Source organism: Leptospira wolbachii serovar Codice str. CDC (genome assembly GCF_000332515.2).
Lineage (GTDB): Bacteria > Spirochaetota > Leptospiria > Leptospirales > Leptospiraceae > Leptospira_A > Leptospira_A wolbachii.
In genome coordinates this window covers 2,049,380-2,064,265 of record NZ_AOGZ02000014.1, presented here as the reverse complement: position 1 = coordinate 2,064,265, position 14,886 = coordinate 2,049,380, and the positions used below count along the sequence as shown (strand labels likewise).

Below are 14,886 nucleotides of genomic sequence, written 5' to 3'. Positions count from 1 at the left end.
GTCGTACGCAGAAAACATTAGCATGATAAAAAAGAAAAGACTTATACGTCTCATATTCTAGTATTATGTCGAGAGAGGAACCTGTGCAAAAGTTAGGATCACTACCAACTTCCCCTTTGGAAGCCATTGACCTTCTTAAATCCGAGATGGACCAACCGGTCTGGGAATCACGCCTTTTGGATTTGATGAAATTAGCTGCGGATGGTGATAAAAACACCTGGACTATGATTTACCAAATCATTCGGGAAGCCGACTCGGGTCGACTGAGTTGGGGATATCATAAATCACTATTATCTGGTATGGTTTATCTTTTATCCTATGTAGGTGACTCAAAAAGTTATCGAGTCTTGCTGAATTATGTCAAATCCCTCGACCGAGCCATTCCCATCGGTGCCATGGAACTTATCTCCGATTTACTTCCCACTTTTGCTGAGTTAGACATTCGCGAACTCTTTGTCATTGCTTCTAATTCTGATGAATTAAAATCTGCTTTCGCTGTTCTTGCCTTATGTAAGCTCAATATGGAAAACCGACTTTCCGATGATGAAAAAGAGAAACTAAAAACTTTTTTGTCCTCATATAAAAATTATAAATACTATCTCACTGATACAATCGAAGTAACGTTAGAACAATTGAATGAAACGGATGCAAGCGACATGTTGACGGAGTTAGATGGAATCTTTCAATGAAAGCAGCAGTTTTACCCGCAGGTGCCAGATCTCTTGAAATTCAAGAATTGGATCTCCCTACTCTTCTTCCCAACCAAGTAAAAATCAAAGTCAAAGCCTGTGGAATTTGTGGGTCAGACATCCACTTGGTTCTTCATGGAAAAATGAAAGCCAGTTATAGTCCCTGTGTCCCTGGACATGAAACATCCGGGGTTGTGGATGAAATTGGAGAGGAGGTCACTAAGTTCAAAAAAGGAGACCGAGTGGTAGTCAGCGCCGGAACTTCTTGCGGAAAGTGTAAACATTGTTTGGCGGGCAGGGAAAATCTTTGCGAAGAAATCGGAGTGCTTGGATTCAACCAACGGGGTGGTTTTGCCGAATACTTACAAATCGAAGAACGATATCTACACCACTTGCCTGACGAAATTCCTTTTACAGAGGGGGCCATTCTTGCCGATGCCGTCTCCACTCCTTACCATGCCGTAAAATACCAAGGTGAAATCAAACCTGGCGATACCGTTGCCATCATCGGCTGTGGGGGACTCGGAATCCATGCCGTTGCCATTGCAAAAGCTTTAGGAGCCGGTCGTATCTTTGCAGTCGACATTGACAGTGGTTCCTTAGAAAATGCAAAAGCCTACGGGGCCGACGAACTCATCTTAGTTGAAAAAAACATGCAAGTGGGAAAAGTTTTAAAAGAAAAATCGGGGGGTATAGATCTGTTATGTGACTTTTCTGGTTATATGCCAAATATAGAAAATTCTGTTCGGGCAATGAGTCGCGGAGGCCGAATAGTCCTTGTTGGAATTGGTAGAAACAAATTAGAAATTCCGATGCCATTTTTTCTGATCGAACGACAAATTAGAATCACAGGTTCTTATGGATCGGACAGAAGAGCAATCCCTGAACTCATTCAACTTTATAAAGATAAAAAATTAAGTTTAACAAAATCGATTAGCGGAGTTCATAAGTTAGAAGAAACCAATGAGTTTTTACATGCTTTGGAAGAGAAAAAAGGAAATCCCATTCGTTTTATCATCAATCCAGAATTATAGTTTCTGGATATACGATTGACGGATTAGCCCTCATAGTTTTGGATTTAACAGAGATAACCCCAAGGTTTAAATTTAGGTTCCATTCTATTTAATTTCTACTAATAGAAAACTCAAATCATCCATTTGGTATTTCCATCCAGAAGAAAACCTAAAGAGGGAGTCTTGCACTATTGTTGCCAATTCTTGAAATTTTTGGTATCGATTGTCCCATAACAATGATTTGAGTCTTTCCTCACCGAAACTTTCACCATCCTCATTGAGTAGATCAAAAATCCCGTCGGTATAGAGTAAGATTCTATCTCCTGGCTCTAGTTTCACCATTTCCTCTGCAAAAGGTAAATGAGCAAATAAACCCAAAGGTTTCCCTTTAACATTCAAATGAATGGCATCCGATTCGGAATTTCGAATCAGAAAAAAACCTGGGTGACCTGCATTACTGAATGTAGCAGTATAAGATTCCGTATCAATAAACACGTAGGAAGCAGTAATAAAAAGATTTTTTGTTTTTCCAACCAAATGCCTGTTCATTAAATGAAACACTCTGGATGGAAATTGTAAATAAGGTCCAGCTCCCACAAAAGCCATCTTTGACATAGCAGCCACCATTGCAGAAGAAATTCCATGACCCGAAACATCTGCCATAAGTATGGCCCAATTTCCCATACTATCTTTGGTATGATCAAAATAATCACCACCCACCGACTCTAAGTTTTGCGAAAATCCAATGATACGAATTCTGTCATCTTCATTGTATTTCGGTGATAACAATGATTTTTGAAGTGCATGGGCCAAAGCCAAATCCTTATCAATTTGGATTAACCTTTGTAATTCTTTATTTTTTATACGCAATTCGGCATTCATTCGGTTTATTGAATGTAAAAGTTGCCAATAATGTTTGAAAACATAAAATCCAAACAAAACTAACATTAAAAAAAATCCATAATGAATGATTCGGTGTCCATGCCGAAACAATTCAAGATCCACCAAAATATCATGTAGTCCCGCAAACACAATGATGAGGAGTCCCGAAGTGATTGTTCGCAAATTTTTATTGCCTTTAATCAGAACATAAACTGAAGAAAAAATGGCTCCAATTGCTTCTAATACAATCACCCAATTGTAATCGTCTTCACTATTGAGAAAAGAAATTCCATCCTCATAATTACTTACAATGGATACGAAAAAAACAATGAGATGAATACTTGCTAATATTTTAAATAAATTGCGAAAGAATGGAGGAAAGATCCCGATCAAAAAAAGTAAAAGTGCAAAAGGAAAAAAAGCAAAATTTATATAAGTAAGAGGAACAACTAGATAAGAAAACTGAGTCAGTGAAAAACCAACAAACCCGTTTAAAGCTTCAATGAGCGATGCGGAAAACAAGAGGATAGAAAAATTCAAAAAAATATTTTCTCTTTTTCTAAGAAAATAAAAACCAAGAAAAATTGTGGAGAGCACAAGTAAAATCGGAGCAAAGAAGGTTTCAGAGAAATTATCTAAAAACAGGTCGACTAGCGCCATCGAATGATCCTTTAAATACACATCTCGATCCATTCCAATATAACCGCGGTACCTCGATTGAAATTGGATGATGAGTGAACCTGATGGGTTTTGATTTAATGGAATGATATAAGGAAAAAAATGATCTTGTAGTTTTGATTCAAAAACCAAATCGTTCCCTTGAAAGATTTTAAATTGTTCCAATGCGATTTCTGCATAGAGAACAGGACTTTTGAGTTGCCTGACAAATTGATCACTAAATTTAACATATAAGTATTGATTTTCTAATGATTCAAATCCCAACCGATTGGGTTCCATTTGTTTCCAAATATTGTCTGGAATCGAATGGGGGTCTTTTAATTCCTCAGATGACCAATAGTAGTATCGATCCAAAAGGTAAACGGACTGTTGGAATTGGCGGTCAGGTGCTACTTCAGAATGTAAGTCCAAACACCCGCAAAATAAAATCACAAACCCCAAATAAAGAACAAAGTGTAAGAGAGTATGGATCGATTTATATGATTTGACTTCTTTCAAATTTTTATTCCTATAGGATAAGCAGGATTAAGTTCAATGAATCGCAATCGATTCCTATCATTTTTTTACCTACTTCCCCTCCTATTATTGTCTCTTACTGCGCTAATGGCCCAAGAAGAGAAAACCGCCCAAGAACGATTCGTGGAAGACAAAATGGAATGTTATTCCATCGCCACGGAAATTGACGGACAAGAATACCAGAAATCACTAAAGTGTATCTCTCAAGATTCTATCTGTTACATTATCCAAGGTTTTGCGATGAGTTGTATCCCTCGATCGGGAAAATATTCCGCTGAATTACCTAATCTGATTCCAAAACCGACTCAACCATAATCGTATAACAGGAGATTTATGAAAATCAAAACAAAAATCAGTGAAATGTTGAAAATTGATCTACCGATCATTGCAGCCCCCATGTTCCTCGTCTCCTATCCGGAGTTAGTGGTGGCGGTTTCAGAAGCAGGGGGAATTGGATGTTTTCCCTCATTAAATTATAGAACTCCAGAACAGTTACGCGAAGGAATCCTAGAAATTCGTTCCAAGACAAAAAAGCCAATCGGTGTCAATTTAATCCTACACAAAGAACATAACCCCAATTGGGCGAAACAATTTGAAGTGGTTATGGATTTAAAGGTAGAACTCATCATTACAAGTCTGGGAACACCTAGAACTATAGCTAAAGAAATCAAATCCAATGGATCAATTTTGTTTTGTGATGTGACCACATTAAAACACGCAAACATTGTGGCAAAGTCTGGGGCGGATGCACTGATTGCCGTTTCCCAAGGTGCCGGTGGACATGCGGGTGCCATCACTCCTTTTGCCTTAATCCCTTATCTGAAGAAAGAAATTGGTTTGCCAGTCATTGCTGCGGGAGCCATTTCTACAGGATCTCAAATGGCCGCGGCATTGTCTTTAGGGGCAGATGCAGTATACATCGGAACTCGTTTTATCGCAACACCAGAGTCTAGGGCACAAAATGAATACAAACAAATGTTAATTGATTCAAGCCCAGATGAAATCGTTTATACAGAAAAAATTTCAGGAATCCCAGCCAACTGGTTAGCAAAATCGGTGGAACGTTCTCCAGATATTTTAGAAGACGGCCCTAAAAAAATTGCCGCTGGTCATGCTGGGGGAGAAAAAGCCATCGAACAAGAATACAAAAGGTGGCGAGACATTTGGTCTGCCGGACAAGGTGTGGCTCAAATCCATGAAGTAAAACCAGCCGGTGAAATTGTAAAGGAAATCGCAAGCGAATACCTAGCAACAGTCAACAATCTTCCTCGCTAAACAAAGATAATGCGAATCGGTTCTTTCGACCGGTTCGCATAAAAAACAAGGATTGGTATTAGCGTTTTTTCCTTCTAAATCGATTCCAATTTCCAAAAAAACTTAAAATTTTGAAATCGCATCGATCATTCCTTTGGTATCCAAATAATCATTCGATTTATAAACCATCTTTCCTTCTGGATTGAGGACCAGAAAAAAAGGTAAACCGATTTTGAGTTCAGGATAGTTCGGATCGTTCGCAAATTCTTCAAAAATAGGATCCGTATCGTATACCTTCCAAAGAATCGCTTTATTTTTTAAAGTTTCATTCCATTCTTTATGACTTAGAGTTAGTTTTTGAAACTCTTTGCAGTTCGTACACCAGTCTGCATAAAAATCGATAAATATCGGTTTACCCGTTTCTTTGGCGATCCGGTACACTTCTGCTTTCGACCTATGCCATTCTAAATTCCCATGCACTTCTGTTGGGACTGACTTTGCCTCCCCCTGTGTTGGTTGGAATTTAAAAACAGCAGGCTGTAAAAGGAGAACAAGAACCACAAACGAAGTATAGGCACCCATTTGTAATAGGGAAAGTTTCATTCTTTCGCAAGGAAGGCCTTCTTTCTTTTGTAAATAGAGAAAGCTCAACGCCAAACTCCAAATAAGAAATACTTTTGCAGACAAACCAGTATCCAGACCCCAGAGGGCAAATGCCTTTTCTAGATAAGTATAGGAAAAGTATAAAATGAAAAGAGCAAGAATCCACTGGACCGATTTCATCCACTTACCAGATTTAGGTAGGGCAAATCCAAAAACTCCAATGAGTAAAAAAGGAATTCCTAAGCCCAAACCAAAAACAAACATCTTTAATGAGGTCAAAAGGATCGGTACAATACGAATCCCTTCGGTTTGGTAGGTAATGAGTTGTACAAGAATAGAAACAACCACAGGGCCGACACAAGGAGAGGAAAGAAGGCCAGCACCGATTCCAAGAAAAAAAGTATTCGCATAACTTACGTTTGCCGAATTTCTTAAATCCCCAGAGAAAAAAGGAAAGTATAAAAACTCCGCTACACTGAGTCCCAGAATAAAAAGTAAAATAGAAAGAACTACTTGGGTTTCTGGGTAACGCAAAAAAGAATTGAACGCACCTCCGCTAAGACCTGCGATCAGACCAAACACAGCATACATGGTTGCAAGCCCTACATAATACACCAATGGATGAGACCATTTGTGTTTGGAAACACGAGATTTTAAAATTCCTGCAGTGATGGGGTATAATGGATAAACACAGGGCAAAAGCCCTGCCAGCAGTCCCCCTAAAGCTAAAAAGAAAATGCTTAGGATAGAAAAAGAACCAGAAGACAACTGGGACTCAATAAAGGCTTGGATTTCAGATACCATACTCTCTGTCTTAGAACGTAGCTGTGGCTTTCAAAACAATACTTCTATCCAGTCTTCCATATTCGGAGATCGGATGCGAAACAGGTTTCGAAAACTGTTCTATATATTCGACACGATTTGATGTCTCCCCGGTACTGTCTACATACCATTTATTTGGCTCTCCTTTAGAATCATAAGAACGAACCTCAGTATATCCCAATGCCAGCCGAGCTGATGGAGTAAAGAACCATTCTGCGAAGATTTGTCGAGTGATGTAGTAGGATTGGTTGGAATAGAGAGGATCCGTGGTACCTGGTTTGAATCGGAGCCATGGTTCCCTTTCCACTGTTTCTGTAGCTTGCAAGCCCGGTGCTGGCCCTCCAGTGGCAATCTCTCCACGGGTTACAAGGCGAAAGGTTCCATTACCGAGACCGGCCCAAACATAGGCCCCTCGCCCAACCGATTCGGGCACCATAGCGGCTGGTTGGTAAGGCGCTAGACGATCCACAATCCGACCGCCGAGTTGTTTTTTTACCATTCCCCCCAATCCTAAATTGAGAGTTTCTTTCCAAACTAAGTGGGATTCGACTGCAATGACTTGTTCTTGGTTGAGAGAAACACTTCCCTGTTTTCTTGTAGCTGGATTTCCATCACTTCGTAGGCAACTTGTTTTTCCTTCCCTACATTCATCACTCGCATAACCAAACGCATTCGAAGCCCGTCCTAAAAGATGAAGTCCCGTTTTGAGATTTTCGGACCACGTGGGTTCCCATCCTAGTTTTCCAATGACATCGTATCCTGTGTTGGTAGTGTTCTGGGTATTACGATAACCTTCTCCGTTCACAACCGCTGTTTGGACAGAAAAGGAATTCCAACGAAGTATATAATTAATTCCGAGATCTACCGGATCTTTTGCAAAACCCATGGACTCTAATGGCGATTTATCAAAGTAACGCCAATCATAGTTTCCAGACCAAACCGAAAACATATGAGGTAGTTCAAACATCCCAAATTGAATTTGGTGTTTTGTATTTCCCAATTCAAAGGTCTTTGCAAGATTTGCTCGCCTAACTAGAAATACATAAGGATTGGATTTATTACCAGTACCAGCTAATGTGTCATTAGTAAGAGCATCATTACGGAGAATTTCTCCCCAAAATTCTGCTTTAATGCCTGTGTTTTCCCATTCTTTGGAAATAGAAACCATGGTCCAGGGAAGGGAAAATCCAGCTTTGTCGGAGGGGGATAAGTCTGTAGTTCCAGAGGCTTTGTCTCGAATGCGGTAGGATGCAGTAGGGGTTAAGATGGCACCTAGTTTTAGTCCATAGTAACCATCAGGTTCGTCTTTTTTAGTTGAAATAACTTCTTCACCAAAGATTGGATAGGTGAAGAAGCAGAAAAGTGCAATGAATCGGAAATTTTTTTTCACTTTTTACCGTAAGTTTCATCCGGAGTAAAACTGGTATCTTCCCAACCCACTGGTTTGTGACAAGGAAGGCATCGAGACAACATAGCTATCTCTTTTCGTTTTTCTCTAAACTGAATGGTAGCACCTTCTTTGGTGATTAAATCTTTGTAATCATTTTTTTCCAAATCTGTGGCTCCCATTTTTAAAGCTCCACCGCTTCCTTTTGCAAAATCGGAACCATTGATGTTCACAAGACCTTCACAAACACAAGTATAACCTTTTTTTTCCTTCTCTTCGAAGAACACGCCAAAGGCTGTCCCTCGGACACCTGCCGTTGTCGTTGGAGTAGATACTTCAAAACTTCCTTTTTTAAAGTTACTGACCCGAAACCAGGCTGCCCCTTTTTCCACATAGGCTTTTGCGACCTTTTTGTCAGAATTCCATTCTTTTAATGTAAAATCTGTGTTAGGTTGGATTCGAATTTCAGTTTCTTGGTAAAGAAAATCTACTTTAGATCCGTTTCCTGTTTTGATTCTGTCTCCAGGTTTTAGGATGTCGTTTACTTTAAGGGTTTTCCAAAGTTTGGAAGAATCGGAGACAGAGAGAAAACTCACCTTTCCACGGGTGAAAGTTGCCACGGCAAATTCTTCCGCAGAAAGGGAAACACTGATCAGGATTAAGGAAGAAAGGGTTAGAAGGATTCTGAGGCTCATAATCCCTCTAACAAACATAAGGAAAAAAATTATCAACCGAATTTATAAATTCGTTTGTAGCTTAAATTACCAAGGAATAGAAAATCCCATATCTTTTAGTTTAGATTCTAATTCCTCACGTTCCCGGCTTTTTTTTGCAGTGGTTCCTTGTTCGTCCAGTAACCCTAGTTCAATGGCTTTTTTCTTTGCCCCTTCTTTTCCCGCTGTATTGAATGCATGAATGATTTGGGTATCATATTTGGTTAGGTTTACAGCATTCAAACGATAATCGACAAATGCTTCCCATGCATTGGGAACCCATTTTTGTACAATCTGTTCTCCAATAGTTTTTGCAAAAAGACGTATTTCTAATTGGGCATGGTCATCCATGCGAAGGGCCAAAAAATGCAGTAAATTATGAAGGTCTACTTTCCAATAAGCTTCTGTATAGGTCGCCAGTGGTAAGTCTTTCCGAGCTTGTTCTCTTGCCACACCCATCTCTAATCTTTCATTGTAAATATCAGTAGCAAACTTTTGGAATTCTGTTTCTTTTTTCGTTAGGTGGTCACCTTTGGATAATTCTAAATATCCATCACTTCCTTGTTTATTCCCAACGGATTGGACTCGCCATTCACCCGGCAGAGTAGTTTGAGCAGAATCGATGGCTACGGAGTAACGCGTAGAGTATTCATTGACATTGGCCATACGGTGGCGAATCCACTGACGCCATGTGTCCATAGGAACACGAACATGTAGCTTTAGTTCGCACATTTCGAAGGGAGTGCTGTGACGGTGGCGCATTAAATAACGAATGAGGCCTCGGTCCTCATTTACCTTTTTTGTTCCTTTTCCGTACGAAACGCGTGCAGCCTGAACGATCGATTCATCAGATCCCATGTAATCAACGAGTCTGATAAATCCATCGTCCAAAATCGGGAATGGTTTTCCCAGAATGGAGTCTAATTCGGGAACGGAAACTCTTGAAATGGATTCGAAATCAGATTGTTGCATATTAGCTTTATTTTTTAGTTCACAGGCAGATGAAAAGTCGAAAATAGAGTTATAGCGTACCGTATCGCCATCATAAATAGAAAGGATGCTAAATGGCTCTTGAAGAAAATTCGCTGGAAGATCGTTTGATCAAAATTTCCACCAGGGACAGCAATAAAAGTCTCATGGTGAGCCCGGACAAAATTTTTATTTTTCCGGTCCCAAAAACTACCTACCAATTTTTGGAAAATATTTGGCAATCCTTCACAAATAAAATGGTTTCCTTGGTTGATTTCAACGACGATCCCATTTTCAACTTTTCGATTTTTGAAGTCATCGACCAAGATGAAATGAAAATTGTGGCTACCGCCACTCACTTCAAACTAAAGGAAATTGCGGAACGCCGCCGCATTCCGGGCATTGAAGAATACATCAAAAAATCTCGCCCCATCCACTTAGGCGATCCTCGGAATGAGTCGGCTGGATTCATTCGTAAGTCCATCATTGATTTCAATAAAGGCCTTAGACCAGAAGTTATCTTTGTCAATTTGAAAGAAGAAGAAATCCATCCTGAGAAAAAAGTGTTACTCTCAGAAACTATGAACCATGCGATTGGAATTCCTCTCTTTGTGAATGAAAATCCCATCGGAATTTTATGGGGAATCACCAAAGATCCGATTCCAGAAGAAAAACTTCGCCCACTCACCCTCCAACTCTATTCGTTGTTCGATGTGATTGAATTTGTTGTGGCAAAGGAAATGGAATCAGGTAATGACCATTACATTGCCCAAAAGAATATCGAAAAAGCCGATACTGTTTCTAATTCAAGAAATTTATTTTACACAACCACCAAAGACCAAAAAGAACCTGTTACTTCCATTATATTCAAATCACACCAGTATAACATTGAATATAGAATGGATGCATCCTTCATCATACCAACTACCGATGGTTATGCGGTTTCTCTTAAAAGTTTTACTCCTGAGAAACTAAACAATACTGGGAAAAACCTATTACTGATCCCTGGTTTTTTCTGCCGACGTTCCGTGATGGACAAACTCGCAAAAGAACTGGCTCTTAAATATGGATACCGAGTTTTCCTTATGGATATGCGTGGTAGGTCTAGACAGACCATGCCAAAACATGGAAAAAAAGAAGGATGGACGGTTGATAATTACATCCAAGACGATTTTCCGGAAATCCTTCGTTGGATTCGTTGGCATTATCCAAGCGAAAGAACCGTGGTGCTTGGTCACAGTATGGGGGGAATGATTCCTCGTTTTTATGTATCTTCGTATGAAAAAATCAAAGAATTAAAAGAAGAATTCAATTTACCACAACCGGAAGAATACATTGCAGGAATTGTTTCCATTACTTCACCAAACTATATTAGTTTGAAGTCCAACTTCATTGGACTTGATACTCTGAAACGTGGATTCAGTTTGCTCCCGCACAAAATGATTTCCGATATGATTTTGAGTATGGCAAGTTTTTCCATGCAGGCTACCATCCAAACCATTGACTTAAAAAAATTCTTTAAACTGATTTTGAACCTTCATTCCAGTTTAAGAAGTTTTAGTTATAACATTGGAACCAAAGTTTTAACCATCAAAGACTTTGTGGGTTATAAAGAAATCACCCCTCCAGAATGGTATTTTCTCATGGAAGACGTGTTTTGTGAAGAATCTGTCTCTGTGATTATGCAATTTTTCCAAAGCCAAATTTCTAACGAGAGAAGTTTCTGGTCCAATGACGGTCGTATCAATTATACCGAAAACTTTCTAAACAATTTCAATATGCCCATTTACAGTGTGGTGGGAACTGTTGATAAAATTGTTCCCGAAGAAAGTCTTGCAGAACTGAAAGACCTCAAGTCGGAAAACAAGGTGATCACTTATTATGAACAAGGCCACCTAGGGATTATTTTTCACGGGGAAACGGTTCGAAAGATTTGTAAGGGGATCGATGAATGGATCCAAGGTTTAAAATAATCTAAATTCCCCTAACGGCCGCTAAACCGGTTGTGAATGAGCTCCATCTCTTTTTGGAGGGTGGCATCACGACCGGCAAGGAAATAAGCTCCTCTTACGGGAATGCTTGTGATTTCGGAATCTTCAGTGATCGTCACAACCGTTCCTGGAATCTTTCTTTCCAATGTATAAGTCCAAGACCCTCTCATTTTAAAACTTGCATCCGTTAATTCAATTTTCCAACGTTTGTTTGGTATGGACTCGCGAAGTTCAAAGATCATATACCCGCCCATATCGGGTGTTTCTTCCCACTTCGTCGGTGTTCCATCCGGTTTGGTTTCTAAAATTTTGATAGCCACCACTTCCTTTCGGCGATTGGGAAGGTCTTGGATATCAGTGATGTAGTTCCATATATCTTCTGGTTCTGCCTTCAACCATTCGCTGGTTTCAGAGTGGAATTTGGGATCTTGAAAGTAACCCACGGCTAAAAAGAGAACAACGAGCCCAATGAGCAAAAAACTGGTTCCAAAAGAGAAAAGAAGAATTCGTTTCATAACTTTTTTTCTTGCTAAGACTAGGATAAATCAATCATAATCTTTCCCACAATGCATGCAAACGAACAGTTGATCCAAAAGTTTTACACAGCCTTCCAAAACAAAGACGGACAAACCATGGTAAGTTGTTACCACCCCGATATCGAATTCCAAGACCCTGCTTTTGGTTCACTCAAAGGAAAAGAAGCAGGTGCAATGTGGCTTATGTTAATCGAACGAAGCCAAAATCTTACCATTCGTTTTTCTAATATCAAAGCAGACGATGCCAAAGGTTCTGCTGATTGGGAAGCAGACTATAGTTTTAGTAAAACAGGTAGAACGGTTCACAACAAAATTCACGCAAAATTTACCTTTTCTGATGGTAAGATAGTTTCGCATAAAGATCACTTTTTTATGTGGAAATGGTTGGGCATGGCAATGGGCCCAGTTGGTTATCTACTCGGTTGGTGGCCAGCTCTCGGAAACAAAGTAAAGAAAGAAGCATTGACTGGATTACAGTTATATATGAAAAGAAAACGAATGTAGTTTTGTATTATTAGGGAAGGGAGATTCTCTTCCCTAATGAAATATTCGTTGAACCTAAGCTAAAGGATTCATTCAGGGTTTGGCATGTTGGAGAGGCCACCCGCATTGATCACGTCAACAAATCCAACAGATTCCAAAAATGATTTAGCACTTCCACTCCGACCGCCAGACGCACAATAAACAACGATAGATCGATTTTTATCACCAAATTCATCCAGACGTTTCGAAACTTGGTCTACCGGAATATTAATGGCTCCAGGAAAATGCCCTGATTGAAATTCAGCAGTAGTCCGAACATCTACCACAAGAGCCCCACCATCTATTTTCTCTTTCAGTTGGGTTTGGTTTGCACCTAACGAAGTTTTTAATTTATAAACAATAAAGACTACACAAACTAGAACTAATCCAATTAGAACGATTCGATTCAAAACTATGCTCCTACCTTATTAGGATAGACGAAGGAAATGGAATCATTTGGCCCAAGCTCACGAAAAAAACAAGAATAATATCCGGTATGACAAGCGGCCCCAATTTGATTGGTAACATATTGGATAAAAAATGGATTAGAATGTACATAGATTTCAGATAAATTCTGTAAATGACCGGACTCTTCTCCTTTCACCCACTTTCCATTTCTGGACCGACTATAATAAGTACCAAGTCCCGATTCCACAGCAGAGAAAAGACTTTCCTTTTTTCCCCAAGCTAACATCAATTCCTTTCCAGAAAGGTCTTGAGCAAGAAATGGTGAAAGAGGGGGAATGGTTTCTTGAAAGGACTTCCACTCTTCTGCCGTGAATTTTAGATTTCCAGATTCCCATAACAGACGTTTGTTTTCTGTTTTCAGAGCAGGATCGATTTCTAATAAAGCATCTTCATCACAATCGACAAACAACTGTTTATTGGCGAAATCAAAATGATCTACAAAATCTTGCGCTAATTTGGAACCAACAACTCGTAAACTGACTTCTTTAGAATCCAAAGACGGTTTGGAAATGATCGTAATTTCTTTTCCTGTAGGAAGTTGGATCATAGACTTGTCTCCACTGCTAGGATTTCAGTAGTTTTTGTTTTTCCCCGAAGCGAAAGTGTACCCATGGATTTGACCTTAAGATTTTGTCGAAACTCGAGTGAAATTTGATCATATAATTCTTTTGAGATGAGAAAGTTTCTCTTCAAATCCTTTCCCAAAGATTCCAGCCGACTCGCAGCATTGACTGTATCACCGATAACAGTATATTCTAATCGTTTCTCCACGCCCACATTACCAACGATGACAGACCCATAATGAATTCCAATTCGAATGAAAATTGGTTTTTCTCCAGATCTTTCTCGACTCTCGTTCCAAAGAGATAACGCTTGTAACATGGCGACACCTGCCATAGTTGCATTCGTTGCATCATCTTTGGTTGGAAGGGGAGTTCCAAAAGTAACCATCATCCCATCACCGATAAACTTATCTAGTGTCCCCCCATGGTTGAAGACAACATCTAACATAAAACTATGGTATTCAGAAAGTAGGGACATGGTCTTTTCAGGGCCAAGGATTTCCGAAATTTGTGTAAAATTTGCTATATCACAGAATAATACTGCGACAGTTGATTCTTTTCCCCCTGGTTTAAAAAAATCGTCCCCAGCTTGGCCCATTTGGCTGGCAACATTGGGAGAAAAGTACCTGGAAAGTTGCGTCATTTTAATTTCGTTTGTGACTGCCGTAAGGACTGTTCGCCTAACACGATAGGTGAGGTATGCTAAAAAAAATCCTAAAACACCAATGATTCCCATAGACATAATGTAATTATTGACATGGGCCGCAGGTCCAAGGAAGGCTTCTTTAAAACTTTCCGTACTCACAAACCTGGGGTCTTGCTGTGCATACACCAAAATCCCAGCTTGGCTTACAACAACTCCCAATGCATAAATCATTGGGTAAATGGGTTGGATGCTAAATGCATTCATTACCAAAGTTCCAGCAATGATAAAGTGTAAATATGTTTTAATTAAATAGGTTCTTGGAACTTGTGCTTCTCCTCCCACAGCATTGTACCAAATGAACGGAAGGATGGTGATGATAAATAAATCAATCATCACACAAAATAATCCAACAAAAGAAACAAACTTCCCCTGTTTCAAAAACTTGGATAAAATATATAGAACTACATTTAAAGATAACGAAATAGAAGTTATGGTTAATATTTCAAATAAAGTCTGAGCAACAAAGAAGGTTCCAATGGTGAGGAGCGAAAAGATAATAATTTTTCCGTATAGGCTAAACTTAATCCCTTCAATCTCCTTTTCCCGTAAGATTTGTTCCGACTTTGTTGGCATT

The 14,886-nt window shown here is 39.4% G+C and carries 15 protein-coding genes; 6 read left to right on the top strand and 9 right to left on the bottom strand.

What is annotated here, in order from left to right; genetic code table 11:
- The first annotated feature begins 65 nt into the window (after positions 1–65).
- Both LEP1GSC195_RS15180 and LEP1GSC195_RS15175 read left to right on the top strand, forming a co-directional pair.
- Positions 66–689 (top strand): hypothetical protein, encoded by a 624-nt coding sequence (locus LEP1GSC195_RS15180; RefSeq protein WP_015681349.1) that lies wholly within the window; start codon positions 66–68, stop codon positions 687–689.
- Positions 686–1,723 (top strand): zinc-binding dehydrogenase, encoded by a 1,038-nt coding sequence (locus tag LEP1GSC195_RS15175; RefSeq protein ID WP_015681943.1) that lies wholly within the window; start codon positions 686–688, stop codon positions 1,721–1,723. The genes LEP1GSC195_RS15180 and LEP1GSC195_RS15175 overlap by 4 nt, the downstream gene beginning before the upstream one ends.
- An 84-nt stretch (positions 1,724–1,807) precedes the next feature.
- Here the strand turns inward: LEP1GSC195_RS15175 and LEP1GSC195_RS15170 are convergent, their stop codons facing one another.
- Complete coding sequence (locus LEP1GSC195_RS15170) at positions 1,808–3,760, bottom strand: PP2C family protein-serine/threonine phosphatase (RefSeq protein WP_015682608.1); 1,953 nt, start codon at positions 3,758–3,760, stop codon at positions 1,808–1,810.
- A gap of 36 nt (positions 3,761–3,796) precedes the next feature.
- On the opposite strand from LEP1GSC195_RS15170, the gene LEP1GSC195_RS15165 reads away from it, so the two are divergent.
- Together LEP1GSC195_RS15165 and LEP1GSC195_RS15160 are read left to right on the top strand one after the other, a co-directional pair.
- The gene (locus LEP1GSC195_RS15165) at positions 3,797–4,093 is read left to right on the top strand and encodes a hypothetical protein (protein ID WP_002976080.1); all 297 of its coding nucleotides are present in this window, start codon (positions 3,797–3,799) and stop codon (positions 4,091–4,093) included.
- A gap of 18 nt (positions 4,094–4,111) precedes the next feature.
- Positions 4,112–5,053 carry an NAD(P)H-dependent flavin oxidoreductase gene (locus tag LEP1GSC195_RS15160; protein WP_015681168.1) on the top strand — a complete coding sequence of 314 codons (942 nt, stop codon included), beginning with the start codon at positions 4,112–4,114 and terminating at the stop codon, positions 5,051–5,053.
- Between the two features lie 102 nt (positions 5,054–5,155).
- Here LEP1GSC195_RS15160 and LEP1GSC195_RS15155 read toward each other — a convergent pair whose 3' ends face one another.
- Genes LEP1GSC195_RS15155 through thyX form a run of 4 tightly spaced genes read right to left on the bottom strand, consistent with a single transcriptional unit; the run spans position 5,156 to position 9,529 of the window.
- Positions 5,156–6,439, bottom strand: coding sequence for a protein-disulfide reductase DsbD family protein (locus LEP1GSC195_RS15155; protein WP_015681786.1), 1,284 nt, complete (start codon positions 6,437–6,439; stop codon positions 5,156–5,158).
- Positions 6,440–6,449: 10 nt separating this feature from the next.
- Complete coding sequence (locus LEP1GSC195_RS15150) at positions 6,450–7,847, bottom strand: hypothetical protein (RefSeq protein WP_015682511.1); 1,398 nt, start codon at positions 7,845–7,847, stop codon at positions 6,450–6,452.
- Complete coding sequence (locus LEP1GSC195_RS15145; RefSeq protein ID WP_015681920.1) at positions 7,844–8,557, bottom strand: FecR family protein; 714 nt, start codon at positions 8,555–8,557, stop codon at positions 7,844–7,846. Before LEP1GSC195_RS15145 ends, LEP1GSC195_RS15150 begins: the two co-directional genes overlap by 4 nt.
- A gap of 48 nt (positions 8,558–8,605) precedes the next feature.
- The gene (thyX, locus tag LEP1GSC195_RS15140) at positions 8,606–9,529 is read right to left on the bottom strand and encodes an FAD-dependent thymidylate synthase (protein ID WP_015682479.1); all 924 of its coding nucleotides are present in this window, start codon (positions 9,527–9,529) and stop codon (positions 8,606–8,608) included.
- Positions 9,530–9,621: 92 nt separating this feature from the next.
- Here thyX and LEP1GSC195_RS15135 point away from each other — a divergent pair, with 92 nt between their 5' ends.
- Complete coding sequence (locus tag LEP1GSC195_RS15135; RefSeq protein WP_015681508.1) at positions 9,622–11,499, top strand: alpha/beta fold hydrolase; 1,878 nt, start codon at positions 9,622–9,624, stop codon at positions 11,497–11,499.
- Positions 11,500–11,510: 11 nt separating this feature from the next.
- Here LEP1GSC195_RS15135 and LEP1GSC195_RS15130 read toward each other — a convergent pair whose 3' ends face one another.
- Entirely contained in the window at positions 11,511–12,032 is a 522-nt protein-coding gene (locus LEP1GSC195_RS15130; RefSeq protein WP_015682019.1) for an SRPBCC family protein, read from the bottom strand.
- Positions 12,033–12,083: 51 nt separating this feature from the next.
- Between LEP1GSC195_RS15130 and LEP1GSC195_RS15125 the strand changes: the two genes are divergently transcribed.
- Complete coding sequence (locus LEP1GSC195_RS15125; RefSeq protein WP_015682540.1) at positions 12,084–12,557, top strand: nuclear transport factor 2 family protein; 474 nt, start codon at positions 12,084–12,086, stop codon at positions 12,555–12,557.
- A gap of 68 nt (positions 12,558–12,625) precedes the next feature.
- Here the strand turns inward: LEP1GSC195_RS15125 and LEP1GSC195_RS15120 are convergent, their stop codons facing one another.
- Genes LEP1GSC195_RS15120 through LEP1GSC195_RS15110 form a run of 3 tightly spaced genes read right to left on the bottom strand, consistent with a single transcriptional unit; the run spans position 12,626 to position 14,885 of the window.
- Positions 12,626–12,985 carry a rhodanese-like domain-containing protein gene (locus tag LEP1GSC195_RS15120; protein ID WP_015681031.1) on the bottom strand — a complete coding sequence of 120 codons (360 nt, stop codon included), beginning with the start codon at positions 12,983–12,985 and terminating at the stop codon, positions 12,626–12,628.
- A gap of 2 nt (positions 12,986–12,987) precedes the next feature.
- Positions 12,988–13,590: a phosphoribosyl-AMP cyclohydrolase gene (locus LEP1GSC195_RS15115; protein WP_015681510.1), complete on the bottom strand. Its 603-nt coding sequence runs from the start codon at positions 13,588–13,590 to the stop codon at positions 12,988–12,990.
- On the bottom strand, positions 13,587–14,885 hold the full coding sequence (locus LEP1GSC195_RS15110) for an adenylate/guanylate cyclase domain-containing protein (RefSeq protein WP_015682064.1): 1,299 nt from the start codon (positions 14,883–14,885) through the stop codon (positions 13,587–13,589). Before LEP1GSC195_RS15110 ends, LEP1GSC195_RS15115 begins: the two co-directional genes overlap by 4 nt.
- Position 14,886: the final 1 nt, after the last annotated feature.

Bases quoted from the DNA above. Each gene is read 5' to 3' on its own strand.
- LEP1GSC195_RS15165 (WP_002976080.1), top strand. From the start codon at position 3,797: ATGAATCGCAATCGATTCCTATCATTTTTTTACCTACTTCCCCTCCTA.
- LEP1GSC195_RS15160 (WP_015681168.1), top strand. From the start codon at position 4,112: ATGAAAATCAAAACAAAAATCAGTGAAATGTTGAAAATTGATCTACCG.
- LEP1GSC195_RS15145 (WP_015681920.1), bottom strand. From the start codon at position 8,557: ATGTTTGTTAGAGGGATTATGAGCCTCAGAATCCTTCTAACCCTTTCT.
- LEP1GSC195_RS15180 (WP_015681349.1), top strand. From the start codon at position 66: ATGTCGAGAGAGGAACCTGTGCAAAAGTTAGGATCACTACCAACTTCC.
- LEP1GSC195_RS15110 (WP_015682064.1), bottom strand. From the start codon at position 14,885: ATGCCAACAAAGTCGGAACAAATCTTACGGGAAAAGGAGATTGAAGGG.
- thyX (WP_015682479.1), bottom strand. From the start codon at position 9,529: ATGCAACAATCTGATTTCGAATCCATTTCAAGAGTTTCCGTTCCCGAA.
- LEP1GSC195_RS15115 (WP_015681510.1), bottom strand. From the start codon at position 13,590: ATGATCCAACTTCCTACAGGAAAAGAAATTACGATCATTTCCAAACCG.
- LEP1GSC195_RS15175 (WP_015681943.1), top strand. From the start codon at position 686: ATGAAAGCAGCAGTTTTACCCGCAGGTGCCAGATCTCTTGAAATTCAA.
- LEP1GSC195_RS15155 (WP_015681786.1), bottom strand. From the start codon at position 6,439: ATGGTATCTGAAATCCAAGCCTTTATTGAGTCCCAGTTGTCTTCTGGT.
- LEP1GSC195_RS15135 (WP_015681508.1), top strand. From the start codon at position 9,622: ATGGCTCTTGAAGAAAATTCGCTGGAAGATCGTTTGATCAAAATTTCC.
- LEP1GSC195_RS15130 (WP_015682019.1), bottom strand. From the start codon at position 12,032: ATGAAACGAATTCTTCTTTTCTCTTTTGGAACCAGTTTTTTGCTCATT.
- LEP1GSC195_RS15125 (WP_015682540.1), top strand. From the start codon at position 12,084: ATGCATGCAAACGAACAGTTGATCCAAAAGTTTTACACAGCCTTCCAA.